General features: G+C 68.0%; 26 protein-coding genes, 1 tRNA gene and 1 other RNA gene. 5 read left to right on the plus strand and 23 right to left on the minus strand.

Annotated elements, in window-relative coordinates; genetic code table 11:
- Positions 1–122: 122 nt before the first annotated feature.
- Complete coding sequence (gene azu, locus V3B41_RS17780) at positions 123–572, plus strand: azurin (RefSeq protein ID WP_049428283.1); 450 nt, start codon at positions 123–125, stop codon at positions 570–572.
- Positions 573–746: 174 nt separating this feature from the next.
- Here azu and hemL read toward each other — a convergent pair whose 3' ends face one another.
- A complete protein-coding gene (hemL, locus tag V3B41_RS17785; RefSeq protein WP_164115865.1) occupies positions 747–2,036 on the minus strand; it encodes a glutamate-1-semialdehyde 2,1-aminomutase in 1,290 nt (429 codons plus the stop codon).
- Between the two features lie 16 nt (positions 2,037–2,052).
- Positions 2,053–2,679 carry a thiamine phosphate synthase gene (thiE, locus tag V3B41_RS17790; RefSeq protein WP_197632755.1) on the minus strand — a complete coding sequence of 209 codons (627 nt, stop codon included), beginning with the start codon at positions 2,677–2,679 and terminating at the stop codon, positions 2,053–2,055.
- Positions 2,680–2,713: 34 nt separating this feature from the next.
- Here thiE and V3B41_RS17795 point away from each other — a divergent pair, with 34 nt between their 5' ends.
- Entirely contained in the window at positions 2,714–2,938 is a 225-nt protein-coding gene (locus V3B41_RS17795; protein ID WP_014038358.1) for a rubredoxin, read from the plus strand.
- A 70-nt stretch (positions 2,939–3,008) separates the two neighbouring features.
- Here the strand turns inward: V3B41_RS17795 and V3B41_RS17800 are convergent, their stop codons facing one another.
- The 8 genes from V3B41_RS17800 to V3B41_RS17835 all read right to left on the minus strand — a co-directional run bounded on the left by V3B41_RS17800 (position 3,009) and on the right by V3B41_RS17835 (position 7,079).
- Complete coding sequence (locus V3B41_RS17800; RefSeq protein WP_005410904.1) at positions 3,009–3,854, minus strand: SirB1 family protein; 846 nt, start codon at positions 3,852–3,854, stop codon at positions 3,009–3,011.
- A 135-nt stretch (positions 3,855–3,989) separates the two neighbouring features.
- On the minus strand, positions 3,990–4,436 hold the full coding sequence (locus tag V3B41_RS17805) for a DUF192 domain-containing protein (protein ID WP_049428291.1): 447 nt from the start codon (positions 4,434–4,436) through the stop codon (positions 3,990–3,992).
- Positions 4,437–4,457: 21 nt separating this feature from the next.
- Positions 4,458–5,105 carry a ribose-5-phosphate isomerase RpiA gene (rpiA, locus tag V3B41_RS17810; RefSeq protein WP_329861746.1) on the minus strand — a complete coding sequence of 216 codons (648 nt, stop codon included), beginning with the start codon at positions 5,103–5,105 and terminating at the stop codon, positions 4,458–4,460.
- 23 nt (positions 5,106–5,128) lie between these two features.
- Entirely contained in the window at positions 5,129–5,608 is a 480-nt protein-coding gene (locus tag V3B41_RS17815) for an EVE domain-containing protein (RefSeq protein WP_099588704.1), read from the minus strand.
- A complete protein-coding gene (locus tag V3B41_RS17820; protein ID WP_197620182.1) occupies positions 5,605–6,198 on the minus strand; it encodes a 5-formyltetrahydrofolate cyclo-ligase in 594 nt (197 codons plus the stop codon). Before V3B41_RS17820 ends, V3B41_RS17815 begins: the two co-directional genes overlap by 4 nt.
- 83 nt (positions 6,199–6,281) lie before the next feature.
- Positions 6,282–6,467: non-coding RNA, 6S RNA (ssrS, locus tag V3B41_RS17825), on the minus strand.
- A gap of 97 nt (positions 6,468–6,564) precedes the next feature.
- Positions 6,565–6,861 (minus strand): cell division protein ZapA, encoded by a 297-nt coding sequence (locus V3B41_RS17830; protein ID WP_049428297.1) that lies wholly within the window; start codon positions 6,859–6,861, stop codon positions 6,565–6,567.
- On the minus strand, positions 6,858–7,079 hold the full coding sequence (locus V3B41_RS17835) for a TIGR02449 family protein (RefSeq protein WP_005410898.1): 222 nt from the start codon (positions 7,077–7,079) through the stop codon (positions 6,858–6,860). The genes V3B41_RS17830 and V3B41_RS17835 overlap by 4 nt, the downstream gene beginning before the upstream one ends.
- A 154-nt stretch (positions 7,080–7,233) precedes the next feature.
- On the opposite strand from V3B41_RS17835, the gene V3B41_RS17840 reads away from it, so the two are divergent.
- Together V3B41_RS17840 and V3B41_RS17845 are read left to right on the plus strand one after the other, a co-directional pair.
- Positions 7,234–7,782 carry a UPF0149 family protein gene (locus V3B41_RS17840; RefSeq protein WP_197632758.1) on the plus strand — a complete coding sequence of 183 codons (549 nt, stop codon included), beginning with the start codon at positions 7,234–7,236 and terminating at the stop codon, positions 7,780–7,782.
- A gap of 5 nt (positions 7,783–7,787) precedes the next feature.
- The gene (locus V3B41_RS17845; protein WP_197620185.1) at positions 7,788–9,110 is read left to right on the plus strand and encodes an aminopeptidase P N-terminal domain-containing protein; all 1,323 of its coding nucleotides are present in this window, start codon (positions 7,788–7,790) and stop codon (positions 9,108–9,110) included.
- A gap of 574 nt (positions 9,111–9,684) precedes the next feature.
- On the opposite strand, the gene pepQ is transcribed toward V3B41_RS17845, so the two are convergent.
- The 7 genes from pepQ to rph form a co-directional block, all read right to left on the minus strand.
- Positions 9,685–11,016: a Xaa-Pro dipeptidase gene (gene pepQ, locus V3B41_RS17850; RefSeq protein WP_100443673.1), complete on the minus strand. Its 1,332-nt coding sequence runs from the start codon at positions 11,014–11,016 to the stop codon at positions 9,685–9,687.
- A 75-nt stretch (positions 11,017–11,091) separates the two neighbouring features.
- Positions 11,092–11,466, minus strand: coding sequence for a PilZ domain-containing protein (locus tag V3B41_RS17855; protein WP_049426705.1), 375 nt, complete (start codon positions 11,464–11,466; stop codon positions 11,092–11,094).
- A complete protein-coding gene (locus tag V3B41_RS17860) occupies positions 11,463–13,739 on the minus strand; it encodes a DUF1631 family protein (RefSeq protein WP_049426695.1) in 2,277 nt (758 codons plus the stop codon). The genes V3B41_RS17855 and V3B41_RS17860 overlap by 4 nt, the downstream gene beginning before the upstream one ends.
- A 120-nt stretch (positions 13,740–13,859) precedes the next feature.
- A complete protein-coding gene (gene hemW, locus V3B41_RS17865; RefSeq protein ID WP_295549838.1) occupies positions 13,860–15,086 on the minus strand; it encodes a radical SAM family heme chaperone HemW in 1,227 nt (408 codons plus the stop codon).
- Positions 15,087–15,144: 58 nt separating this feature from the next.
- Positions 15,145–15,741: an RdgB/HAM1 family non-canonical purine NTP pyrophosphatase gene (gene rdgB / locus V3B41_RS17870; RefSeq protein WP_049426697.1), complete on the minus strand. Its 597-nt coding sequence runs from the start codon at positions 15,739–15,741 to the stop codon at positions 15,145–15,147.
- A complete protein-coding gene (locus V3B41_RS17875; protein ID WP_329861747.1) occupies positions 15,738–16,127 on the minus strand; it encodes a VOC family protein in 390 nt (129 codons plus the stop codon). The genes rdgB and V3B41_RS17875 overlap by 4 nt, the downstream gene beginning before the upstream one ends.
- Positions 16,124–16,849, minus strand: coding sequence for a ribonuclease PH (rph, locus tag V3B41_RS17880; protein WP_329861748.1), 726 nt, complete (start codon positions 16,847–16,849; stop codon positions 16,124–16,126). The genes V3B41_RS17875 and rph overlap by 4 nt, the downstream gene beginning before the upstream one ends.
- Positions 16,850–16,973: 124 nt before the next feature.
- Between rph and V3B41_RS17885 the strand changes: the two genes are divergently transcribed.
- Positions 16,974–17,834 (plus strand): YicC/YloC family endoribonuclease, encoded by an 861-nt coding sequence (locus V3B41_RS17885; protein ID WP_049426700.1) that lies wholly within the window; start codon positions 16,974–16,976, stop codon positions 17,832–17,834.
- Between the two features lie 57 nt (positions 17,835–17,891).
- Here the strand turns inward: V3B41_RS17885 and selD are convergent, their stop codons facing one another.
- From selD to V3B41_RS17915, 6 genes are all read right to left on the minus strand, one after another.
- A complete protein-coding gene (selD, locus tag V3B41_RS17890; RefSeq protein ID WP_049426701.1) occupies positions 17,892–18,971 on the minus strand; it encodes a selenide, water dikinase SelD in 1,080 nt (359 codons plus the stop codon).
- A 26-nt stretch (positions 18,972–18,997) separates the two neighbouring features.
- Positions 18,998–19,093 (minus strand) — tRNA-Sec (locus tag V3B41_RS17895).
- Between the two features lie 24 nt (positions 19,094–19,117).
- On the minus strand, positions 19,118–21,049 hold the full coding sequence (selB, locus tag V3B41_RS17900; protein WP_295549827.1) for a selenocysteine-specific translation elongation factor: 1,932 nt from the start codon (positions 21,047–21,049) through the stop codon (positions 19,118–19,120).
- Positions 21,046–22,461, minus strand: coding sequence for an L-seryl-tRNA(Sec) selenium transferase (selA, locus tag V3B41_RS17905; RefSeq protein ID WP_329861749.1), 1,416 nt, complete (start codon positions 22,459–22,461; stop codon positions 21,046–21,048). Before selA ends, selB begins: the two co-directional genes overlap by 4 nt.
- Before the next feature lie 12 nt (positions 22,462–22,473).
- Entirely contained in the window at positions 22,474–23,457 is a 984-nt protein-coding gene (gene fdhE, locus V3B41_RS17910; protein ID WP_197620184.1) for a formate dehydrogenase accessory protein FdhE, read from the minus strand.
- Positions 23,438–23,623 (minus strand): hypothetical protein, encoded by a 186-nt coding sequence (locus tag V3B41_RS17915; RefSeq protein ID WP_152906545.1) that lies wholly within the window; start codon positions 23,621–23,623, stop codon positions 23,438–23,440. Before V3B41_RS17915 ends, fdhE begins: the two co-directional genes overlap by 20 nt.
- Positions 23,624–23,771 lie beyond the last annotated feature (148 nt).

The following is a 23,771-nucleotide window of genomic DNA, read 5'->3' on the forward strand; positions in this document are numbered from 1 at the left end:
CGGCCGAGCATGCCATCGTGGCCGATGTGCGGAAACCCTGGAGTGCGCGTGCGACAGACGGTCGCAGACACGGCTGCAGGTGCCTGCCTAGAATGGCGCTTGAACCTGCAGGAGACGCAACGATGAAGGCTTGGATGGTGGCAGTAGGACTGGGGGCGCTGATGCTGGCGCCGTCGGCGATGGCGCGGGTGTGTGCGGTGAGCATCGACAGCACCGACCAGATGAGCTTCAGCAGCCGCGAGATCAAGGTCGCCGCCGACTGCACCGCAGTGGACCTGACCCTGCGCCACACCGGCAAGCTGGCCGCCACTGCCATGGGCCACAACTGGGTACTTACCCGCACCGCCGATTACCAGCCGGTGGCGATGGCCGGCATGCGCATGACCCTGGCCGACAGCTACCTGCCGAAGGCCGACAAGCGCGTGCTGGCGCACACCAAGGTGATCGGTGGCGGTGAGAGCACGCGCGTGCGCTTCTCCACCCAGGGGCTGCAGAAGGGCGGTGACTACACCTTCTTCTGCTCGTTCCCCGGCCACTTCGCGATGATGAAGGGCAAGTTCGTCTTCGGTTGATGCCGCTTGTAGCGTCGAGCCATGCTCGACTGTTCTTTTCCGCGCTGCGCGCGATGAGCCGAGCATGGCTCGGCTCTACAGATAAATCGCCGTACGCAGTGCAGTAGATCCACGCCGTGCGTGGATACGGTGCACCGCAATGCCAACCAAGGTTGGCACCTGCCAGAGCTGGGCTCAGCCCTTGGCAGCCTTGAACGCCACGCGTGCGGCGGCCAGCGTCGCCTCGATCACCGCATCGTCGTGCGCGCTGGACAGGAAGCCGGCCTCGTACGCCGACGGTGCCAGGAACACGCCCTGGTCCAGCATGGCGTGGAAGAATCGGTTGAATGCCGGGATGTCGCAGGCGGTGGCCTGCGCATAGGTTTCCACCTTTTCACTGGTGAAGAACAAGCCGAACATCGCACCCACGCGGGTGGTGGTCACGGCCACGCCGGCTTCGGCGGCGGCGGCTTCCAGGCCGGCGCACAGGCGCGCGGTGCGTTCGGCCAGGTCGGCGTGGAAACCCGGCTGCTGGATCAGTTCCAGCATCGCCAGGCCAGCCGCCATTGCCACCGGGTTGCCGCTCAGCGTGCCGGCCTGGTAGATCGGGCCGGCCGGGGCAATCTGCTGCATCAGCTCGCGGCGACCGCCATAGGCGCCCACCGGCATGCCGCCGCCGATGATCTTGCCGAAGGTGGTCAGGTCCGGGGTGATGCCGTAGTGCGCCTGCGCACCGCCGAGGGCGACGCGGAAGCCGGTCATCACTTCATCGAAGATCAGCAGCGCGCCATGCTTCGTGCACAGTTCGCGCAGGTGCTGCAGGTACCCCTCGCGCGGCGGGATGCAGTTGGCGTTGCCGACCACCGGTTCGATGATCAGGCCGGCGATGTCGTCACCCTGCTGTTCGAACAGCGCGGTGGCAGCCTCGAAGTCGTTGTAGGGCAGGGTCAGGGTCAGTTCGCTCAGGCCGGCTGGCACGCCAGGCGAGGTCGGTACGCCCAGGGTCAGCATGCCGCTGCCGGCCTTGACCAGGAACGAGTCGCCGTGGCCGTGGTAGCAGCCTTCGAACTTGACGATGCGGTTGCGGCCGGTCGCACCGCGCGCCAGGCGGATCGCGGACAGCGTGGCTTCGGTGCCGGAGTTGACCATGCGCACCATCTCGCACGACGGCACCAGCCGGGTGATGGTTTCGGCCATGGTCACTTCGGCCGCGCACGGCGCGCCGAACGACAGGCCGTTGTCGATCGCCTTCTTCACCGCCTGGCGCACGGCCGGGTGGTTGTGGCCGACGATCATCGGGCCCCAGGAACCGACGTAATCGATGTAGCGGTTGCCGTCGACGTCGTACAGGTAGGCGCCGTCGGCGCGCTCGACGAAGAACGGCTCGCCGCCGACCGACTTGAACGCACGTACCGGCGAATTGACGCCGCCCGGCAGCAGCTGCTGGGCACGGGAGAACAGGGCGTGGGACTGGTCGTGGTTCATGGGGCTTTCCTGGGCATTACGCGAACTGGGCGAGGTAGGCGCGCTGGGTCGCGACCGGGTCCGGTGCGGCATAGATACCGCTGACCACGGCCACCAGATCGGCGCCGGCGTCGATGATGGGACCGACATTGTCCGGCGTCAGGCCGCCGATCGCCACCCGCGGCACGCCCAGTGCGGCGCTTTGCCGCAGCAGGTCGGTGTGGGCGCGGCTGCTGGTGACCTTGGTGGTGGTCGGGAAGAAGGCGCCGAAGGCCACGTAGCTGGCGCCGGCCGCCACGGCCTTCTCGGCATTGGCCAGCTGGTCGTAGCAGGAGGCGCCGATGATGGCGTCAGGGCCGAGCAGGGCGCGCGCGCTGGGAATGTCGCCGTCGGTGCCGCCCAGGTGCACGCCGGCCGCGCCCACGGCCTGGGCCAGCACCGGGTCGTCGTTGATGATCAGCGGTACACCGTAGTGTGCGCACAGCGCCTGCAGCGCGATCGCCTGCTCCTGCCGCAGCGCGTCGCTGGCGGTCTTGTTGCGGTACTGCAGCCAGGTGGCGCCGGCGGCCAGCAGCGGCGCGGTGCGGGCCAGCAGGCGCGCGGTATCGGGCTCATCCGGGGTGATCAGGTAGACGCCGCGGGGCGCCGGGGAAGCAGAAGTCATCGATGGCTACCGGTGCGTGGGCCGCGATGGGACAATGGCGGCCCGTGAATCCAGCCCCGATTATCCGATGAGCGACGCCACCCCCACTACCCTGCGAACCTGGATGTGCGTGGTCTGCGGCTTTCTTTACAGCGAAGCGGAAGGCTTGCCGGAAGAGGGCATCGCGCCCGGGACGCGTTGGGAGGACATTCCCGAGACCTGGACCTGCCCGGACTGCGGGGTGACCAAGGCCGATTTCGAGATGGTCGAGGTCGACTGATCGCAAGGGTCGCCGGGCATGGCCCGGCGCTACCGGTGGGTGCGGACCGTTGGTCCACACACCGACTCCTTCAATGCAGCCGCGGCACCGGTCCACCCAGGTCGATCAGCTTCTCGCGCAGCCACTGCGCATCGCTGGCCTCGGGATTGCGCTTCAGGTACTGCCCCAGGTCATGGCGGGCACCGGCCAGGTACTCCAGCTGCAGGTAGGCCAGGCCGCGGTCGCGCAGCGCGTCGTCCTGCTCCGGGGCCAGCTTCAGAAGGCGGTCGGCACTGCGCGCGGCACGGTCCCATTCGCCGGCTTCGGCGTAGACACCATGCAGGTTGCGCAGCATGCGCATGAGGATGGCGCGCGCGGGGGCCGGGTCGAGGATCTGCGCCAGCACCTGGTCGTCGGGCATCTGCCCGCCCAGGTGTGACTTGGCACGTTCGCGCAGCTCGTCCACGTCCAACGGACGGCCACCATTGAATGGATCCATCACCAGCACGCCGTCGTCCACCGGCAGGCGCACCAGGAAGTGGCCGGGGAAGGACACGCCATCCAGCGGGATGCCCAGCCGGCGCGCGACTTCCATCTGCACAAGCGCCAACGAGATCGGGTTGCCCAGGCGCCGCTCGAACACCTGGTTGAGGTAGCTGTTGCGCGGGTCGTAATACTCGTCGTGGTCCCCGCTGTAGCCCAGCTCGTCGAACAGGTGGCGGTTGATCGCCGCCATCTTCAAGGGGCTGTTGTCGATGCTCTCCACTTCCGAGCGCAGGTGGTCGACATGGCTCTGGATCAGCGCGTCGTAGGTGGACGGCTGCAGATCGGGGTATTCATCGCGCGCGATCAGCAGCGCGGTCGGCAACAGTGGCAGCGCCTCGTCTTCGAGGTCGGCCAGTGCATCCCAGTCGGGGAGTGTGATCCGGTCCTGCATGGCCACAGACTGGCGGCAATTGCAGACGGTTTCAAGCGGTGTCGCGTGAAAAATTCCGGGGTCAGATCCCTTTCGCTTGCGAAAGGGATCTGACCCCGGTCAGGTTGGATTGCCGGCCAGCGGCCGGCACTACCATTATTTTTCGATGCCCGGGCCGAAGGTCAGCGCAGTGCCGTCCTTCAGCTTGAGCTTCTCGGCCTGGCCGGCGTTGAGCTCGAGCACGTACCGGGCCGGGCCACCGCTGGGATACGGCGGGCACATGTCGCCGGCCGAGCACGGCGGTACGTCGCGCTGCTGGCTGACCAGCCTGCGCTCGCTGTCGAAGTACAGGATGTCGAGCGCGATCTTGGTGTTCTTCATCCAGTACGCCTGCATTTCCTCGCGGTCGTGGATGAACAGCATGCCGTGGTCGGCCGCCATCTGGTCGCGGAACATCAGCCCGCGTGCGCGGGTTTCATCGTTGGTGGCCAGCTCCACCTGGTAGCGGGCGCCATCCAGCTCGACCCAGTGACGGGCCGCATCGGTGGCACAGCCGGCCAGGGCCAGCAGCGGAAGCATCAGCAGCGAACGCAACAGCGACATCGTCAGGATCCTTCGAAAGGGTCAGAGCACGACCGGCGGCTCGCCACCGACGATCACCACGTCGGCGCGACGGCGCGCGAACAGGCCGACACAGACCACGCCCGGCAGCTGGTTGAGCTCGCGCTCCAGCTTTTCCGGATCGGTGATCTGCAGGTTGTGGATGTCCAGGATCTGGTTGCCGTTGTCGGTGACCACGCCTTCGCGCCAGGTCGGCTGGCCGCCGGTCATGTCGCGGATCTGGCGGGCTACCAGGCTGCGCGCCATCGGGATCACTTCCACCGGCAGCGGGAACCTGCCCAGCACCGGCACCTGCTTGCTCGGGTCGACGATGCAGATGAAGCGCTCGCTGGCCTCGGCGATGATCTTCTCGCGGGTCAGCGCGGCGCCGCCGCCCTTGATCAGGCACTTGTTGGCGTCGCACTCATCGGCGCCGTCGACGTACAGCGACAGGTTGCCGCTGTGGTTCAGCTCGATCACCTCGATGCCGCGCTGCTTCAGGCGCGCGGTGCTCTGCTCGGAGCTGGACACGGCGCCCTTGATGCGGTGCTGGATGCGGGCCAGGGCATCGATGAAATAGGCCACGGTGGAACCGGTGCCGACACCGACGATCATGCCGTCTTCTACGTACTCGATGGCTTTCTCGGCGGCCAGGCGCTTGGCTTCGGACATGGGAAGAACTCTCAGGCAGGGAATCAGGATTTCTTTTCCAGCGACAGCAGCAGCTTCCACTGCGCAGCGGTCACCGGGAACACCGACAGGCGGTTGCCCTTGGCAACCAGCGGGAAGCCTTCGCCGAGCTCATCAGCGTGCAGCTTGATCTCGTCCAGCGCGATCACCTGCTTGAGCTTGCGGTCGAAGGCCACGTCCACCAGCATCCAGCGCGGGTTTTCGCGCGTGCTCTTGGGGTCGTGGTAGTCGGACGTCGGGTCGAACTGGGTGTCGTCCGGATAGGCCGGGCTGGCCACGGTGGCCAGGCCAACGATGCCGGGCACCTTGGTATTGGAGTGGTAGAACAGGATGCCGTCACCCACCTGCATGCCATCGCGCATGAAGTTGCGCGCCTGGTAGTTGCGCACCCCGTTCCAGGGTTCGACCTTGACCTTGGCCAGGTCATCGATGGAGAAGGCGTCCGGTTCGGACTTCATCAGCCAGTAGCGCTTGCGGGCGGTCATGCGTTCACGGGGGCAGCGGAGGGGAACAGGGTGCCGTCTTCGGTGCAGATCGCGTCCACCGGCACGTCCCACGACGCCACCGGCAAGGCCTCGACCTGCTGCACCGCGAACGCAGCACCGACCAGCCAGGGCGGCGCCGGCCGGTCGTGGCGGAAGGCGAAGCTGCGATCATACCAGCCGCCCCCCATGCCCAGCCGGCGGCACTGCGCGTCGAAGCCCACCAGCGGGGTCACTACCAGCGCCATCTGTGCCGGTTCCAGGGTGTCTTCCAGCGCCACGTCCGGTTCGGGAATGCCGTAGTGGTTGCTGGTCAGCGGCTGCCCCGGCCGCCACGGTGCGAAGCGCAGCACCTCACCGGCCAGCACCGGCAGGCAGTAGGTGAGGCCTTCGGGCAGTTGCAGCTGCCAGCGGTGAAGGGCGATTTCGCCATCCAGCGCCCAGTAGCCGGCCACGGCGCCTTCGCGCGGGGCGAACGGCAGGGCGAGCAGGGCGTCGGCAAGCGATTCGGCGGCGGCAATGCGCGCAGCGGCGGAAAGGTCGCGGCGGCGTTGCCGCAGGTCGTGGCGCAGGGCCTGGCGCGGGTCGGTCATGGCAGCGTGCGGCAAGGAACAGCCGTCATTGTGCCGCAAAGAACAAGGGCGACGCCCGAAGACGCCGCCCTTGCTGGAATATTGCATTCTCCGCAATGTCGATGCATGCGAAACGACCTTGAACCCGGGGGCTCAAGTGGGAACGCTGGAGAACCATCGGGCTTCCCGCTACAAGGCGGACCTGCACTCCCGGCGCTGTCGCGCTCCCGGTGTCGTTCTTAAGGGACAAGGCGAATGTTTGCACATGCCGTCGAGTACCGCAGAGAACGCGTGGCCATTATAGCCAGCGAGCAGAATCTGGATAGGCCGTTCGTCGGCAACAGTCCGTGCCAATTCAGATATGAGAAGACGCGTTGTGCACGATCTTCAGGCGCCGCTGTCGATGGCGCGGTCCAGGCGCCGGTTCAGGTCGGCCAGCGTCTGCTGCAGGGCCACCGCCTGGCGGGCGTTCTCGTCGCGCAGCTGCTGCAGTTCGTGGGCCAGGTTCAGCGCGGCCAGCACGGCAACGCGATCGACGGCGGCCATGCGGTTGCTACCGCGGATCTCGCGCATGCGCGCATCGAGCAGGCGCGCGGCCGCCATAAGGCTGTCGCGTTCATCGCCACCGACGCCCACCGTGTATTCACGATCGAGGATGCGGACACTGACCGGTTCGGCGCTCATGTGTGCTGCTCCAGGGATTTGAGCCGGCTGATCATTGCTTCCACCCGCGAGCGTGCCTGCTCGTTCTTGGCCAGCAGCGTGGAACGCTCGGCCACCAGCTGTTCCTGCTGGTGGCGCAGGCTGCGGTTCTCCTCGGCCAGGCGCTGGTTGCGTTCAAGCAACGCCTCCACGCGGGCGGCGAAGTCCTGCAGCTGGGCAAGGGGATCGGCGGGTTCCATGCGGGCACGATAGGCAAGCCGGGTAAGGGCGGTCAAGCGTTGTCGCAGCAAGGCTGGACAGCTGCGGAGAGGATGCCGTCGGGTTGCTACACTACCGGGTCTCACGGGCGCGCGCGTGCGCGTCCCGGGTTTCCTTATCCGAACGAGCCGCACGATGACCGAACTTCCCTCCGTCGACGACGTTACCCGCGCCAGCCAGGAACTGGGCCTGGGCGCCACCGCTGCCGAACTGCACGGCGCGCTGTGCGGCTGGCTGGCCGCCGGCGGCGCCCCCGGCAACGACTGGCCGGCGCGCGTGCTGGCCGACGACAACCTGCCGCCGGTGGCCGCCGGCAGCGTGCTGGGGCAGCTGCTGCAGGCCACCATCAAGCAGCTGGAAGACCGCGACTTCGCCTTCGAACTGTTGTTGACCGACACCGACGACGTGTCCGCGCAGGCCGATGCCATGTTCAGCTGGACCCGCTCGTTCCTGGGCGGCTTCGGCCTGGGCAGCGGCGGCCGCCGCCCGACCCTGTCCGAGGAAGGCGAAGAAGCGCTGACCGACATGGCCAGCCTGGCCCGTGCCTCCAGTGAGGATTTCGAGGCCGGTGGCGATGATGATGACGAAGCCCTGTCGGAGATCGAGGAATTCATCCGCGTGGCGGTGCTGCTGCTGCACGGCGACGTGGTGCTGGCCTCGCGCCATCGGCAGCGCCTGAACTGATGGATATCAAGCAGCGCACCGGCATCGCGGCCGGCGAGTACAAGCGTCGCCGCCGCCAGCTGATGGACATGGCCGGCGAAGACGCGATCCTGGTGCTGCCGGCCGCGGCCGAAAAGGTGCGCAGCCTCGATACCCATTACCCGTTCCGCCAGGATTCGGACTTCCAGTACCTGAGTGGTTTCCCGGAGCCGGAAGCGGTGCTGGTGCTGATCCCGGGCCGTCGCCACGGCGAGGCCATCCTGTTCTGCCGCGAGCGCGATGCCGAGCGCGAGGCATGGGACGGCAGCCGTGCCGGGCAGGAAGGGGCGGTGGCGCACTACGGCATGGACGATGCCTACCCGATCGACGATCTGGACGACATCCTGCCGGGCCTGCTGGAAGGGCGCTCGCGCGTCTACTACCACTTCGGCCGCGATGCCGACTTCGACCTGAAACTGATCGGCTGGGTCAACCGCGTGCGTTCGCAGGTGCGCCATGGTGCCCAGCCACCGCATGAGTTCCTCGAACTGGGCCACCTGCTGCATGAGCAGCGCCTGTTCAAGTCGGGCGCGGAAGTCGCGTTGATGCACCACGCCGCGCAGATCAGCGTGCGTGCGCATCTGGCTGCGATGCAGGCAGCGAAGGCGGGTATCCACGAATACGAACTGCAGGCCGAGCTGGAGCGCGTGTTCCGCGCCAACGATGCCGTGCCTGCGTACTGCAGCATCGTCGGCGCCGGCCGCAACGGCTGCATCCTGCATTACCGCGACAACAACGCGCGTTCGCGCGATGGTGAGCTGGTGCTGATCGATGCCGGTGCCGAGTACCGCGGCTATGCCAGCGACATCACCCGCACCTTCCCGGTGAATGGCCGCTTCAGTGCCGAGCAGCGCGCGCTGCACGATCTGGTGGGCGAGGCGCAGACCGCGGCGCTGGCGCAGGCCAAGCCGGGCGTGCCGTACGAGGCCGGCCACCTCGCCGCAGTGCAGACCCTGACCGAGGGCCTGCTGCGGCTGGGCCTGCTGAAGGGCACGTTGGAAAAGAACCTGTCCGAAGGCCTGTACCAGCGCTTCTACCGGCACAAGACCGGGCACTGGATCGGCATGGACGTGCACGACGTGGGCGATTACCGCCTGGCGGGCGACTCGCGCTTGCTGGAGCCGGGCATGGCGTTCACCATCGAGCCGGGGTTGTACATCGGCGTGGATGACACGACGGTGGAACCGCGCTGGCGCGGCATCGGTATCCGTACCGAGGATGACGTGCTGATTACCGGCGACGGCCATCGGGTGCTGACCGAAGGGCTGGCGCGCAGTGCCGACGAGATCGAAGCGGTGATGGCGGGGTAAGGGTTATCGGCAGGGCTTGCAGCCCTGCACCCGCTACGAGCCGAAGCAACGGCAACGGCCAAAGCAAGAGCGGCATTGCATGGGATGGCGGGGCGGTGTGGGTGGTCAGGACACGCCGTAAACCCGTCCATAGGGGCTCGATGGCGCCATCCATGGCGCCAACGGTCCTGCCCACCCACACCGCCCCACCTCTGACAGATTCCTGCGGCTGTTGGTAACGGCGGGTGTTTTGGCACGCGCGGCTGTTGGTGGGTGTCGACCTTGGTCGACACAGAGCGAGCGCAGCGAGCGACCCGCTTTTGCTTTTCTTTTTTCTTTTCCGTGGTTGGACGCGGCAGGAAACTGTCAAAGGTGGGGCGGGTAGGCCATGCAGGGGCGTTGGCGCCATGGATGGCGCCATCGAGCTTACAGGGGTGAGGGCGCTTTGCTTGCGAAGCACTGCTTCGCAAGCGACCGAACGCACAGCCGCCAGCGGCTGGGCCGGGCCCCGGAGGGGTACTTGCAGCGTCCCCTGCATGGCTCACCCGCCCCGCCAAGCACGGCATTTTGAATTCAGCGCCCAACCACGAGGGGCTCAGCCGTTGGCCGCCGCAAACTCCGGCCGCGTCAGGTTGTCCGCCTCGCCCTCGGTGCACAGCACTTCGTCTTCGATGCGGATGCCGCCATACGGGCGGAAGAAGTCCACGCGGTCCCAGTTGATCGCATCGCCATGGCCGGCATCCTTCACTTCGTTCAACAGCATGTCGATGAAGTACAGGCCCGGTTCGATGGTCACCACCATGCCCGGCTCCAGCACGCGGGTCAGGCGCAGGTAGGGATGACCGGCCGGGCGCTCGATGCGGCCACCTTCGTCGCTGGCGGCGAAGCCGGCCACGTCATGCACCTGCAGGCCGATCAGGTGACCGATGCCGTGCGGGAAGAACGCGGCGCTGACGCCGGTTTCCAGCGCAGTCTGCGGCGAGACCTTGATCACGCCGAAGTCCTTCAGCACGCCCATCAGCGAAAGATGTGCATCCACATGCAGCTGCTTGTAGTCGAAGCCCGGGCGAACTGCTGCGCACATCTGCTGCTGGGCGGCGTCGACGGCGGCGATCATCGCGGCGAATTCGTCGTGGCCGTGCGCGGCGTACGTGCGGGTGATGTCACTGGCATAGCCGTGCGCGCTGGCGCCGGCGTCGATCAGGAAGCTGCGCAGCGGCTGCGGTGCCTTGCGGCCCAGCTCGGTGTAGTGCAGCACCGCAGCGTGCTCGTTCAGGGCCACGATGTTGCCGTAGGGCAGTTCGTTGGCATCCTGGCCGACGGCCTGGCAATAAGCCATGTGGATGCTGAATTCGTCGGCGCCATTGCGGAACGCGGCTTCGGCGGCACGGTGGCCGCGCACGCCCAGCACCTGCGCCTGGCGCATCAACGCGATCTCATACGGCGTCTTGCTGCCACGATGCCATTCGAGGTAGTTCACCACCGGCGCCGGGTTGTTCGGCACGAAAGCACCCAGCGCGCTCTGCGGCTCGGCCAGGATCGCGCAGCGCGCCGCATCGGCCGGCAGCAGGGCCAGCGCCTCTTCGGGCTTGCGGATGATGTGGATATCGAAGTGCTCCACCCACCAGCCGCTGGGCGCGTCCGGCACCACGTGCCAGTAGTCGAAGGGCTGGTGGAAGATCACCGCCGGGCGCTTGCCCGGGGTGAACACGATCCAGCTGTTGGGCACGCGGGTGAGCGGCAGCCACGCCTTGAACTGGGGATTTACCGCGTACGGATAGTCGCGGTCGTCGAACACCTGGTAGTGCAGGGTGCCGCTGGGCACCACCAGGTGGTCGAAGCCGCCGCGGGCCAGCGCCTGTTCGGCGCGTCGGCACAGCACGGCCAGATGGTCGGAATACAGGGCGCCGGGGTCTTGCTGGATCATTGCGGTGGCTCGACACGGAAAACGGCCCTAGATTCTGCCGCATACCGCAGAAAACCGCTGTGCCGGAACCGGCACTCAGGCCGTCGAAACCGGTCCCTCGTCGCTGTCCTCGCCTACCCACTGCCGCAGCAGCTGCCGATGTTCGCGCGACAGGGTAAGGAAGCGGAAGCCGGTCCAGCTCTGCCCAGGGGCGTGCGCAGGCTCGCTCCACAGCAGGTGCACGCCCACGTCGATGGCCTCCTGGCGGCCATCGCCCATCGGCAACGGGAAACGCAGCTGGTACAGCGCGTCCTCGCGCAATGGCGTACTGGCCAGCATCAGCATGCCGGTTTCGGACACGTTGCCAAGGCGACCCACCACGCAGTCGCGCATCTGGTCGGTGACCGGTACCAGGTCCGAGACCTGGCGGCGTGGCGCGCGACGGGTGTCCTGGGGCGGTTGGGTGTTCATGCGGATGTCTCCCCGGCGTGGCCGTCGGCCAGTGCACGCAGTGCGTCGAGGCTGGCCTGCCACGCGCGATCAACCAGCCGCCCCTTGTCTTCGGTGACCAGCTGCGCGCGGCCCGCGCTGATCTGCCGGGCCAACGTATCCAGGTCGGTATCGGCGATCTTCTGTCCGCGCGGATTGACGAACAGGGCATGGCCGGTCAGCAGGCTGTACCAGGACAGGCGCTGGCGGCGCAGCGTGCCATCGCCATTGTCGATGTCGAACCAGCTGCCGAACGGCAGCGCGGACAGCTGCTGGTAAGCGGCTTCCTCGGCGGCGTTGCGCGGGCTGGATGGTGCCGTGGTGGTGGGCCCGGCCTGTTCTCCCAGCCGCGCGCGCGCCTTCAGGCGCGCACTGAGCTCGGTACGCGAGGTGCTGTCATCCTCGCCGCCGGGCGTGGCCAGCCTGCGCGCGACCGCAGCGGCTTCCTCGGCGTGGTAGCCCACCTGCACCAGCGCGGCTTCCACATCGGCGGCCAGCGCGGCATCGGTGCCACCGGGGGCATCCACGGCCTGCGCGGTCACCGCTGCAATGCGCTGGGTCTGTTGCAGGCGCTCCTGCCATTGCGGTGAATCATCGCCGTGGCGCAGGCGGGTCAGGGTGAGGGCATCGGCCCAGGCCTGGCGCAGCAGCGTCTGCACGAAGCGCGGCGGTGCCTGCGCATCACAGCACTGGTCGATCTGTGCATTGGCCTGGCGCCGGGCCAGTTCCAGGCGTTCCTTGCCGCGCGCGGCTTCGACGTGGCGGCGCTCGGCCAGCTCGGCGCGGTGAACCGCCGCACGCTGGTGCTGCTGCACGTCCTCGTTGGCGGTGGCGAAGGCTTCCGGGGTACGGACGTCCTGGCCCAGCAGGCCCTGCACGCTCTGCGCCATGCGCTGCAGCAGCTGTGGATCGACATCATCATCGCCCAGCCAGCTGGCGCCGGCTTCGGCGACCTGGTTGAGCAGTTCGCGGGCGGGATGCTCGTCACGCACGAAGAAGCCGGGGTCAGCCATGGCGGCGCGCGCCAGTGGCACCTGCAGGCGTGCCAGCAGGGCCGCCGGCACCGGGTCTGGGCGTTGCTGCTGCTGCACCTGCTGCATCAGCAGGCGCAGCAGGTCGAGGTTGTCACGGTCATGGCTGCCGAGCTGCGCCTGTGCGCCATGTTCGCTGCGGAGCTGGGCGACAACGGCCGCCTGCAGATCGGCAACGCCGGTGGCGGCACTGGACTGGGCCTGCAATCGCGCGAGTACGGCATCTACGGCGGCGCTGGGCACGGCGACGCTCTGCGCGGGCGCTGCGCTGGCCTGCCGGGCCTGCTGCAGCAGTTCGTGCAAGGCGCTGCCGGCGGAGGTGGTCAGCCCGGGGATGGCCGAGCCGGCGCTACCACTGTCGCTGACCGCATCCTGCAGCAGGTTCGACCACGAGCCGGAGGGAGCCGGCCCGTTCCAGCCGGTCAGCGGCGCTGCGGTACGTTTGGCGGGCTGCGTCGCGCGGCCACCACCCACCGACTGGGTGATGATGCGCCGCGTGCTCGCCGAACGTGCCAGGTAAGGGGTGTAGACCAGCCCGGGCAGGACGCCCTGCTGGGACAGCAGGGCATTGGCACGATCAAGTACATCGCCCAGGCGCTCCAGTACCTGGCGTTCGAAGCTGCGGTACAACGCCAGCTGCACTTCGGTGCTGAGGCCGTCCTGTTCGGCCAGCCTGCGCACCATTGCACACAAGGCCTGCGGTGCAAGGGGCAGGGCGTCGGTCTCGAATGCCGGCGCAGCGGCGAGTACGCCCAACCGCTGGCCCAGCAGGTTCAGCGAGTTGGTTGAACGCAGGGTTTCACGCCGCACCATCTCGGTCAGCAGCAGATCACGGTCGACATCGTGTTCGGCGACCAGGGACAGGCCCAGCATGCCGGGCAGCGGTGGTGGCGTGGAAAGCGCCGGCGCCGCCGCCGCAGGGTCACGCAGGCGTGCCAGGGATTCGGCGACTGCGTCGAGCATGCGATCAGGGAAATGGCCGGCGAAGGCGTGCAGCTGGCCGCGCTGGGCCATCAGGTCCGCCTGCTGCATGGGATTGCGCGCGCGATCCGCGTCGTGCAGCAGCGCTTGTTCCAGCGCTTCAACGGTCAGGATCAGAGGCGCGGCCAGGGTCTGCCGGCAGAGGCCGATCAACGCGCCCAGCAGTTCGCGCACCCGCGGCGGCAGGTCGGCTGCAGCCAGGCGGGCTTTGTCGGCAGGGGTTGGGGAAAAGACAGCTGACATCTGCGAGCGGTACCCGGATTCCCGCGGATCGATCTGGTGAATCTACCGTGTCGGCCGATGTCGGCGCTACTTTAGCGCTGAACGTGAACCGCATCCGCCGGACCATGCCCGGCGGCAGGATCAGTCCTCCAGGAACAGGCTCACCACATCGTTGGTGAAGCGGCGGCCGAGTTCGGTCGGGTGTACATGGCCATCGGCCACCTGCAGCCAGCCGCGCTGGACGGCCTCGGCCAGTGGTGCGTCCAGCACGCTGCGCGGCAGACCGGTACGCGATTCGAAATCGCGCAGGCTGAAACCTTCGTGCAGGCGCAGCAGGTTCAGCATGTACTCGAACGGCAGGCGCTCCGGCGCGATCACATTGTCGCCACCGAACGAGGCCGGGGTACCCGCGCTGTCCAGGTAGGCCTGCGGGTGCTTCAACTTCCAGCGGCGCAGCACGTGTTCTTCGGCGCCTGAACTGATCTTGCCGTGCGCACCGGCACCGATGCCCAGGTAATCGCCGAAGCGCCAGTAGTTCAGGTTGTGCGCGCTCTGCCGGCCGGGGCGCGCATAGGCGCTGACTTCGTACTGGCCGAAACCGGCCTGCGCGAGCAGTGCCTGGCAGTGTTCCTGCATGTCCCAGGCGTTGTCTTCATCGGGAATGCCCTGCGGCGGCCGTGCGAAGAACACCGTGTTCGGTTCCAGGGTCAGCTGGTAATGCGAGATGTGCGCCGGCTGCAGCGCGAAGGCGCGCTCCAGGTCGGCCTCGGCACCGGCCAGGGTCTGTTCCGGTAGCGCGTACATCAGGTCGATGTTGAAGTTGTCGTAGCCCGCGTCCTGCGCCATCTTCACCGCGCGCTCGGCTTCGCCACTGTCGTGGATGCGGCCCAGGCGCTTGAGCATCGCGTCGTCGAAACTCTGGATGCCGAAGCTGAGGCGGTTCACGCCGGCCGCGCGATAGCGGTCGAAACGGCCGTGCTCGGCGGTGCCCGGGTTGGTCTCCAGGGTGATCTCGGCATTGGGCGCGAAACGCAGGCGCGCGCTGGCCTGCTGCAGGAAGCGGTCGATCGCTTCCGGCGGGAACAGGCTGGGTGTACCGCCGCCAAAGAATACGCTGTGCACCACCCGGCCCCAGACCAGCGGCAGGTCCTGGTCCAGGTCGCGCAGCAGTGCATCGATGTAGGCATCGAACGGCAGCTCGCCCTTGGCCTGGTGCGAATTGAAATCGCAGTACGGGCATTTGCGCACGCACCATGGCAGGTGCACGTACAGCGACAGCGGTGGCGGCACCAGCCGCGGCGGGCTGTCGTGGTCAGCGGAGCAGGCTTCGCCGGGCAGGTGGTTGCAGTGGTCGTGGGCGTGCGGCATGGGCTTCTTCGGTAGTGCCGGCCGCTGGCCGGCTTCCCTGGTTCGATCAGGTGGGGCGTCAGTACAGGGTCGCCAGCCGCTGCTTGAGCTGCTGCAGGGCGAGGGCGCGGTGGCTGATGGCGTTCTTCAGCGCCGGCTCCATTTCCGCGGCGGTCAGGCCGTGGGTGGTGTCCATGAACACCGGGTTGTAGCCGAAACCATTCGTGCCGCGCAGCTCGCGGATGATCTGGCCCTCCCAGCGGCCTTCGCAGATCAGCGGCTGCGGGTCGGTGGCGTGGCGCAGCAGCACGATCACCGCATAGAAGCGGGCGCTGCGCTGGCCATCGGGAATATCGGCCATCGCTTCCAGCAGCTTGGCATTGTTGGCCGCCGCGTTGGTCGGGTGGCCGGCATAGCGCGCGCTGTACAGGCCCGGCGCACCGCCGAGGGCATCGACGATCAGGCCCGAATCATCGGCCAGCGCCGGCAGGCCGGTTGCTTCGCAGGCCGCGCGCGCCTTCAGCAGCGCGTTCTCGACGAAGGTCAGGCCGGTTTCTTCCACGTCACCCAGGCCGAGTTCGGCGGCCGAGGTGATCTGCAGCGGCAGGTCGGCAAGGATCTCCTGCATCTCCACCAGCTTGCCGGCGTTGTGGCTGGCCAGTACCAGTTTCTTCATTGACGGGGCTCCAGCAGGTCCCAGGTGTTGCCATACAGATCGCGGAAAACCGCAACCGTTGCATAGGGTTCTTCGCGCGGCGCTTCCAGGAACTCGACGCCGGCGGCCAGCATCGCCGCGTGGTCGCGGCGGAAGTCGTCGGTGTTGAGGAAGAAGCCGACGCGGCCACCGGTCTGGTTGCCGATGCGGCTGCGCTGTTCCTCGTCGCTGGCGCGGGCCAGCAGCAGGGCGGCGGCGCTGCCGTCGGTCGGGCCGACCACCACCCAGCGCTTGTGGCCCTGGTCGATGTCCTCCAACAGGGCGAAGCCGAGCTTGCCGGTGTACCAGGCAATGGCTTCGTCATAGTCGGCCACCACCAGGGTGGTCAGGGCGATGCGGCGGTTCATGCCGACAGCGCCGCCTGCTGTGCGGCCAGCAGCTCGCCCACGCCCCTCTCGGCCAGGCCCAGCAGCGCGTCCAGTTCGTCGCGGCGGAAGGCATGGCCTTCGGCGGTGCCCTGCAGCTCGATGAAGCCGCCACCGTCGTTCATCACCACGTTCATGTCGGTGTCGCAGTCGCTGTCTTCGGCGTAGTCCAGGTCCAGCACCGGGGTGCCGCGGTACACGCCCACCGACACGGCGGCCACCGCGCCCAGGATCGGGTTGCGCTTGATGTCGCCGCGCTTCATCAGCACGTTCACCGCATCGACCAGGGCCACGTAGGCGCCGGTGATGGCGGCGGTGCGGGTGCCACCGTCGGCCTGCAGCACGTCGCAGTCCAGGGTGATGGTGCGTTCGCCCAGCGCGTTGCGGTCCACGCAGGCGCGCAGGCTGCGGCCGATCAGGCGCTGGATCTCCAGCGTGCGGCCCCCCTGCTTGCCACGGGCCGCTTCACGGTCGCTGCGGGTGTGGGTGGCGCGCGGCAGCATGCCGTACTCGGCGGTGACCCAACCCTCACCCTTGCCGCGCAGGAAGCCCGGCACGCGGTTCTCGACGCTGGCGGTGCACAGCACACGGGTTTCACCGAAGCACACCAGCACCGAACCTTCGGCGTGGCGGGTGAAGCCGCGTTGGATGACGACCGGGCGGAGCTGGTCGGGCTGGCGGCCGCTGGGGCGGGAATCGGACATGGTGCGGGTTCCGTAGTGGCGAGGGAGTACGCCGCCACGCCCGCGGCCTTCACGGGGCGGGCGAGGGGGCTCTGGTGAGGGCGCTAGGGTACCATTCCCCCTTTGCACGCACCGGACACAATCCATGATTCGAAGCATGACCGCCTACGCCGGCGGCGAGCGGGTCACCCCGTGGGGCACGCTGGGCTGCGAGCTGCGCTCGGTCAACCACCGCTTCCTGGAGGTCGGCACCCGCCTGCCCGAGGAACTGCGGGCGCTGGAACCGCAGCTGCGCGAGCGCATTGCCGCGCGCCTGAGCCGCGGCAAGCTGGATCTGGTGATGCGCCTGCGTGCGCCGGAAGCGGCGGCCAACCTGCAGGTGGATGAAGCCCTGCTGGGCCAGCTGGGACGCCTGGCGCACCGGCTGACCTCGGATTTCCCCAACCTGCAGGTCAGCTTCACCGACCTGCTGCAGCTGCCGGGCGTGACCCGCGGCGAGGCCACCGATGCCGCTGCCCTGCAGGCCGAGGCACTGGCCCTGCTGGACCAGGTGCTGGACGGCTTCGTCGAGGCCCGCGAGCGTGAAGGCGGAAAGCTGTCCGCCGCCATCAGCGAGCGGGTGGACGGCATCGAACGCATCGCCACCGAAGTGCGCACCCTGATTCCGGCCATTCGCGACGGCCAGCGCGCCAAGCTGGCCGCGCGCCTGGCTGACCTGCCGCACCCGGTCGACCCGGGCCGTGCCGAGCAGGAGCTGGTGCTGTGGCTGCAGAAGCTGGACGTGGATGAAGAACTGGACCGCCTCGGCAGCCACATCGTCGAGATCCGCCGCGTGCTCAAGCAGCGCGAGCCGGTCGGCCGCCGCCTGGACTTCCTGCTGCAGGAGTTCAACCGCGAAGCCAATACGCTGGGTTCGAAGTCGGTGGACAGCCGCACGTCCAATGCGGCGGTGGAACTGAAGGTGCTGATCGACCAGATCCGCGAGCAGGTGCAGAACATCGAGTGATGCTGCACCCAGCGAAACGACAAGGGCGCCTTCGGGCGCCCTTGTCGTTCCCGCGCATCAGCGCAGGCTGACGCCCGGTGTTCCAGTGCTCAAGCCGCCGATCACGGCCGCGTGGCCGAACCCTGCGTCGTGGAAACAGGCCAGCACCGCATCCACTGCTTCCGGGGCACAGGACACCAGCAGGCCGCCGCTGGTCTGCGGGTCGGTCAGCAGTGGCTGCCAGTGTGCTGGCAACCCGTCGGCGAAGCGCACGTCGGCGCCATACGAGGCCCAGTTGCGGTGGGACGCGCCGGTCACGCAGCCGTGCTGCAGAAGTTGCAGGGCCTGAGGCAGCAGCGGCACCTGGGCACTGTCCACCTCGGCAGCGACACCACTGGCGCGGCACACTTCCAGCAGGTGGCCGAGCAGGCCGAAACCGGTCACGTCGGTCATCGCGTGCACGCCGTCCAGTGCGGCCAGCGGGACGCCCACGGTGTTAAGTCGGGTGGTCGACTCGAGCATCTGCTGGTAGCCGTCGGCATCCAGCACTTCTTTTTTCAGTGCTGACGAATACACGCCCACGCCCAACGGCTTGCCCAGCACCAGCACGTCGCCGGCGCGGGCATCGGCATTGCGCTTGAGCCGCTGTGGATCGAGCATGCCGATCGCGGCCAGGCCATAGATGGGTTCCACCGAATCGATGCTGTGGCCACCAGCCACCACGATGCCGGCATCGGCGCAGGCGCGTTCGCCGCCCTGCAGGATGCTGCGGATGGTGTCCTGCGGCAGGGTGTTGATCGGCATGCCGACGATGGCCAGTGCGAACAATGGCCGTGCGCCCATCGCGTACAGGTCCGACAACGCATTGGTGGCGGCGATGCGGCCGAAGTCGAACGGGTCGTCGACAATCGGCATGAAGAAATCGGTGGTGGCGACGATCGCCTGGTGGTCATCAAGGCGGTATACCGCCGCATCGTCGCTGGTCTCGCGGCCGACCAGCAGTTCAGCTGGTGCCGGAAGCGCTGGAGCGCCGCGCAGCAGTTCCGTCAGTACGCCCGGCGCGATCTTGCAGCCGCAGCCGCCGCCGTGCGCCAGCGAGGTCAGGCGTTGCGGGGCATCGGCCGTTGAAGGAGCGGGGGACTGCGCGTGCGTGGCCATGCCGACATCTCCTGCGGAAACACGAATGGCGGAAGGCAGCAGGAGTCGAACCTACCAGGGAACGATCGACGCCCCCTACTGGGTTTGAAGCCCAGCCGCATGCCCGGATGCGCATGCCTTCCGAAAGTACCGCGGTACCGGTCGACTCAGTCGCGGGCTGCGTTCCATTGCAGATCGCCGCGTGGCCGATGCTGGTCACCGACGCGTCGAGTGTAGCCAACGCGATTGAAGAACTCCAAGATCTGGATGCTGCGCTTGCGGCCCAGGCCGATGGCATCGCGGAAAGCGGCCGCATCCACCGTGCCGGTGGCCTGCGACAGCTGCGCGACGATCGCGGCCAGCTCGGCAATGCGGGCCGGCGCATAGAACAGGTCCGGTACTACCTGGAACAGTTCACCGCGCGCTGCGGCGCGGCGCAGGGCGGCGCGGACCTCGTCTTCGACCAGACCGAAGCCGGCGGCCAGGGTGCGCACCCATGGCGGATCGAAACCGCCGTCATGCAGCTGCGGCAGCACGCGTTCGAGCAGCAGGCGCTCGCGTTCCGGTGGCGCGTGGTCATGGCCGGGCAGGCGCCACCAGGCGCCCACGCGCTGCACGCTGCCGTCGTCCAGCAGGTCCTGGAGCAGCGCGTTCCACAGGCTCGTTGCCAGCGCAGGCAGGGTGCTGCGCTGCAGGCGCCCGCTGTCGACACCGGGTTCGTCAGGGCGTCGTTCATGCCAGCCACGCAGTGAGGCGATTACCTGTTCGCGCAGCACCTGCCAGTGCGCAGCGAGGATGACCACAGTGGCGTCGCGGGTGGCGATGCGCTGCGCGCCTGCAGGAAGATCGATCTGTTCGGCGGCGCGCCGGCAGTAGCGCTGCAGCGCGGCCAATGGAATTCCGGAGGGCGCCTGCTGAAGCAGCGGGCCAACATCTGCGCTGGTGGCCAGCTGTTCCAGCGCCACCAGCCACGCCAGGCGTGCAGGGCTGCGCCGCCGCCGTTGTGGCGGATCCGGATCGAGTACCACACCGCCGCCCAGCGTACGGGTTGCCGCCGAATCGCGGGCAATGAAGCGATCGCCGCACATCGCGCATACCGGCGCGTCGAACACCAGCTGCACGAGCTGTCCATTGCCGTGGTCACGATCTTCCAGCAGCACTGCATGGGCCTGCCGGTGCATCGTGCCCCAGTGGATATGCAGCGGCGCCCAGTCGCGCAGCGGCGGTGCCAGCGCGGAGAGCCGCAGGCGCACATCAACGCGGGTGGTGGCCAGCAGTGCGCGCGGGTCGGCGATCCAGTCGCCGCGGTGGATGTCGTCGCGGGCGATTGCGGCCAGGTTCAACGCGCAGCGTTGCCCGGCCATCGCGTGGTCGCTGGCCTGGTTCTGCGCGTGGATGCTTCGCACGCGTACGTCGGTGGCGCCTGGCATCAGCTGCAGGTGCTCGCCAACAGTGGCGATGCCGCCGTGCACAGCGCCAGTCACCAGCGTGCCGTGGCCGGCCAGCGAGAACACGCGGTCCACCGGCATGCGGAACAGTTCGCCGCGCAGCCTGGCCTGCCGCGCGCTGGCATCGGCTGCGGCCCAGGCATGCAGCTGGGCACGCAGTGCGTTGATGCCAGCATCGTTGGGTGCGGTGCTGTTGCAGGTGAATACAGGGGAATCCTGCAGCGGCGTGCCGGCCAGCAGGGCAGCGATCTCGATCTCGACCCGGGCCTGGCGCGCGGCATCCACGCGGTCGATCTTGGTCAGGGCCACCGCACCGCGGTCCACGCCCAGAAGCTGCAGGATCGCCAGGTGCTCACGGGTCTGCGGCATCACGCCGTCGTCGGCGGCGATCACCAGCAGGGCAACATCGATGCCCGTCGCACCGGCCACCATGGTGTGCACGAAGCGCTCATGGCCGGGCACATCAACGAAGCCCAGCGTGGTTGCGGGGGCTTCGCCGTCCGCAGCTTCCACCGGAACATAGGCGTAGCCCAGTTCGATGGAAATGCCGCGCGTACGCTCTTCCTGCAGGCGATCGGTTTCGATGCCGGTCAGTGCCCGCACCAGGCTGGTCTTGCCATGGTCGATATGCCCGGCGGTGCCGACGATCATGCCTGCAGCATGCTCCACTGGTCGGCGAAGCGCGCTTCGTCGGCGGGTTCCAGGCCGCGCAGGTCCAGCCACAACGCATCATCGGCGATGCGGCCCAGCACTGGCTGGGGCAGCTGGCGCAGATGCTTGGCCAAGCGATCCAGCCCGCCGCGGCGCGCGCAGGTGATACGCAGCCCGGCACTGGCCAGCTGGGCCTGTGGCTGCGCACCGCTGCCGATCTGGCTGTGCATCGCTGCACATTCGACGCTGTAGTCTGCTGCCAGCCCGGCGCGCACCTGCGGCAGCAGACGCTGCGCCTGCGCAGAAACATCGTCGTGCGTACGCGACAGGATACGCAGGGTCGGCAGCCGCTGCGCCAGCAGCTCCGGTTCGCGGTACAGGGCCAGCACCGCTTCCAGTGCGGCCAGGCCCATCTTGTCCATGCGCAGTGCCCGCTTGAGCGGGTTGCGGTTGATCCGCGCAATCAGGTCAGCGCGGCCGGCGATGATGCCGGCCTGGGGACCACCCAGCAGCTTGTCGCCACTGAACGAAACCAGATCGGCGCCAGCGGCCAGCGCTTCCTGCACGGTGGGCTCGCGCGGCAGCCCGAAGGCCGCCAGATCGCACAGGCTGCCACTGCCCAGGTCCACGACCAACGGCAAGCCATGTTCGTGCGCGATGTCCGCCATCGTCGCAGTGTCAACTTTGGCAGTAAAACCGGTGATTGCGTAGTTGCTGGCATGCACCTCCATCAGCAGCGCTGTGCGCGCGCCGATGGCGTTGGTGAAGTCGGTCGGGTGTGTGCGATTGGTGGTGCCCACTTCCAGCAGCCGCGCGCCCGCGCTGCGCATCACATCCGGGATGCGGAAAGCGCCGCCGATCTCCACCAGCTCGCCGCGCGACACCACCACCTCACGGCGATTGGCCAGGCTGTTGAGCAGCAGCAGGACCGCAGCTGCATTGTTGTTGACCACGGTGGCGGCTTCGGCGCCGGTCAGCTCGCAGACCAGTGCCTGCACCCGCGTATCGCGGTCGCCGCGACGGCCACGGGAGATGTCGAATTCCAGATCGATCGGTGCGGTCATCGCACGGGTCACCGCCTTCACCGCGGCCTCGGGCAACAGGGCGCGCCCGAGGTTGGTGTGCAGCACGGTGCCGGTCAGGTTGAACATCGGCTGCAGGTCCAGGCGTGCATCGCTGGCCAGTTCAGCATCGAGTGCCGCGGCCAGCGCAGGGCCGTCGATGGCTTCCTGCAGCTGCGCGGTCGACAGCTGGCCGGCGCCGATACGGTCGCGCAGCCCCTGCAGGTGCGAACGCAGCAGCTGGGTGATGCGGCTGCGGCCGTGGCGTTCGATCAGTGCTGCCAGTGCAGGCAGGCGCAGCAACCGGTCCAGCGAGGGCAGGGCGGCGACCGATGCCGGGGGGAGGGACATGGCAGCCATCGATCAGTCGCTGTCGGATTGCCACAGCAGCGGATTCTGGCTGGAACGCGCATAGCCTTCCTCGGCCAGCAGCAGATCCAGCGCCAGTGTGCCGAGGTCATCAGCCGCCGGCTCCAGTGACGGGTCTTTCTCCAGATACAGGATCTTGCGATAACTGTGGCAGTGGTCGCACGTCTCGGCACGCACCGCACTCTCGCGCACCGCCTCGCCGCTGTCGCCGTCCACCTCGGCCAAGGCGCGATACGCGATGTCCTTGCCGGCGGCACCACACTGGCTGCACTGCACGCGCACGTAATGCCACTGGCAGGCGCACAGCGAGCATGACAGGTAACGATAGGAGGCGTAGGGCGGGCGCGCCTGCACCACGCTGGCCACCGGCAGCGTGCCGCACAGCGGGCACAGCCCCGGCGCATCCGCCAGTGGCTTGAGGTCGGTGGGCCGGAAGCTGGCCGCGAGCACTGCCCAGTAGACCTGCAGTGCGTTCATCACCAGCAGTGCTGCAACCGCGTCCACCGATGGCGCGTCATCACGCTCCAGCACGGCATGGGCCTGCGCATCCAGCCAGGCATCGTCGGCAGCGGCGACGCGCTGCAGCTCCTGCCGGGTTTCCACCGGAAGCCCGGCTTCGTCGGCACAGTGCTGGCACAGCGTGCGCAGCCAGTTGCGCCAGCAGCCATCGAGTTGCAGGGTATTGGCCGGGCGTAACGGCATCCCGGCACTGGCGGCCGCAGTCGACTGCTGTGCACGCGCCTGTGCCTGAACCTCCTCGCGTTGCTGCGGCGTCAACTCATCCAGCAGTGCCTGCTGCGCATCGGCCAGCGCCGCCAGCAGCTGCAGGTAGCCACCGATGGCGCTGTGCACAGCCAGGCTGCGCAGCCGCGCCGCGCGTTCGGCGAACAGCGATGCCGCATCGGGCAGGATGATGCGCGGAACATCGCGCGAGGCCAGCGTCTCGATCTCACCGGGTTCAAGGATGCGTTGCGCCATGCAGGGCCAGCCGGAAGAACCAGCCTCCATCCTCGCCGTTGTCAGCGCTGGCGTCCAGCGTGACGCCGGCCATTTGAAAGGTCGGGGTCAGATCCGTTTTCCAGAGGAAATCGGATCTGACCCCCTCGGTTGTTGCCGTGTTCATCGTGTCGACCAAGGTCGACACCCACCAAAAGCAGCGCAGAAAGCCGTCCCGACAGATCGCAGGAAACTGTCGAAGGCGGGGTGGGTCCGGTTGCGGGGGTGTCCGCGGCATGGATGCCGCGGCCAAGCCCCCATGGATGGGTTTACGGCGTCCCCCGCAACCGGACCCA

Source organism: Stenotrophomonas sp. SMYL89, from assembly GCF_036319985.1.
GTDB lineage: Bacteria > Pseudomonadota > Gammaproteobacteria > Xanthomonadales > Xanthomonadaceae > Stenotrophomonas > Stenotrophomonas maltophilia_Q.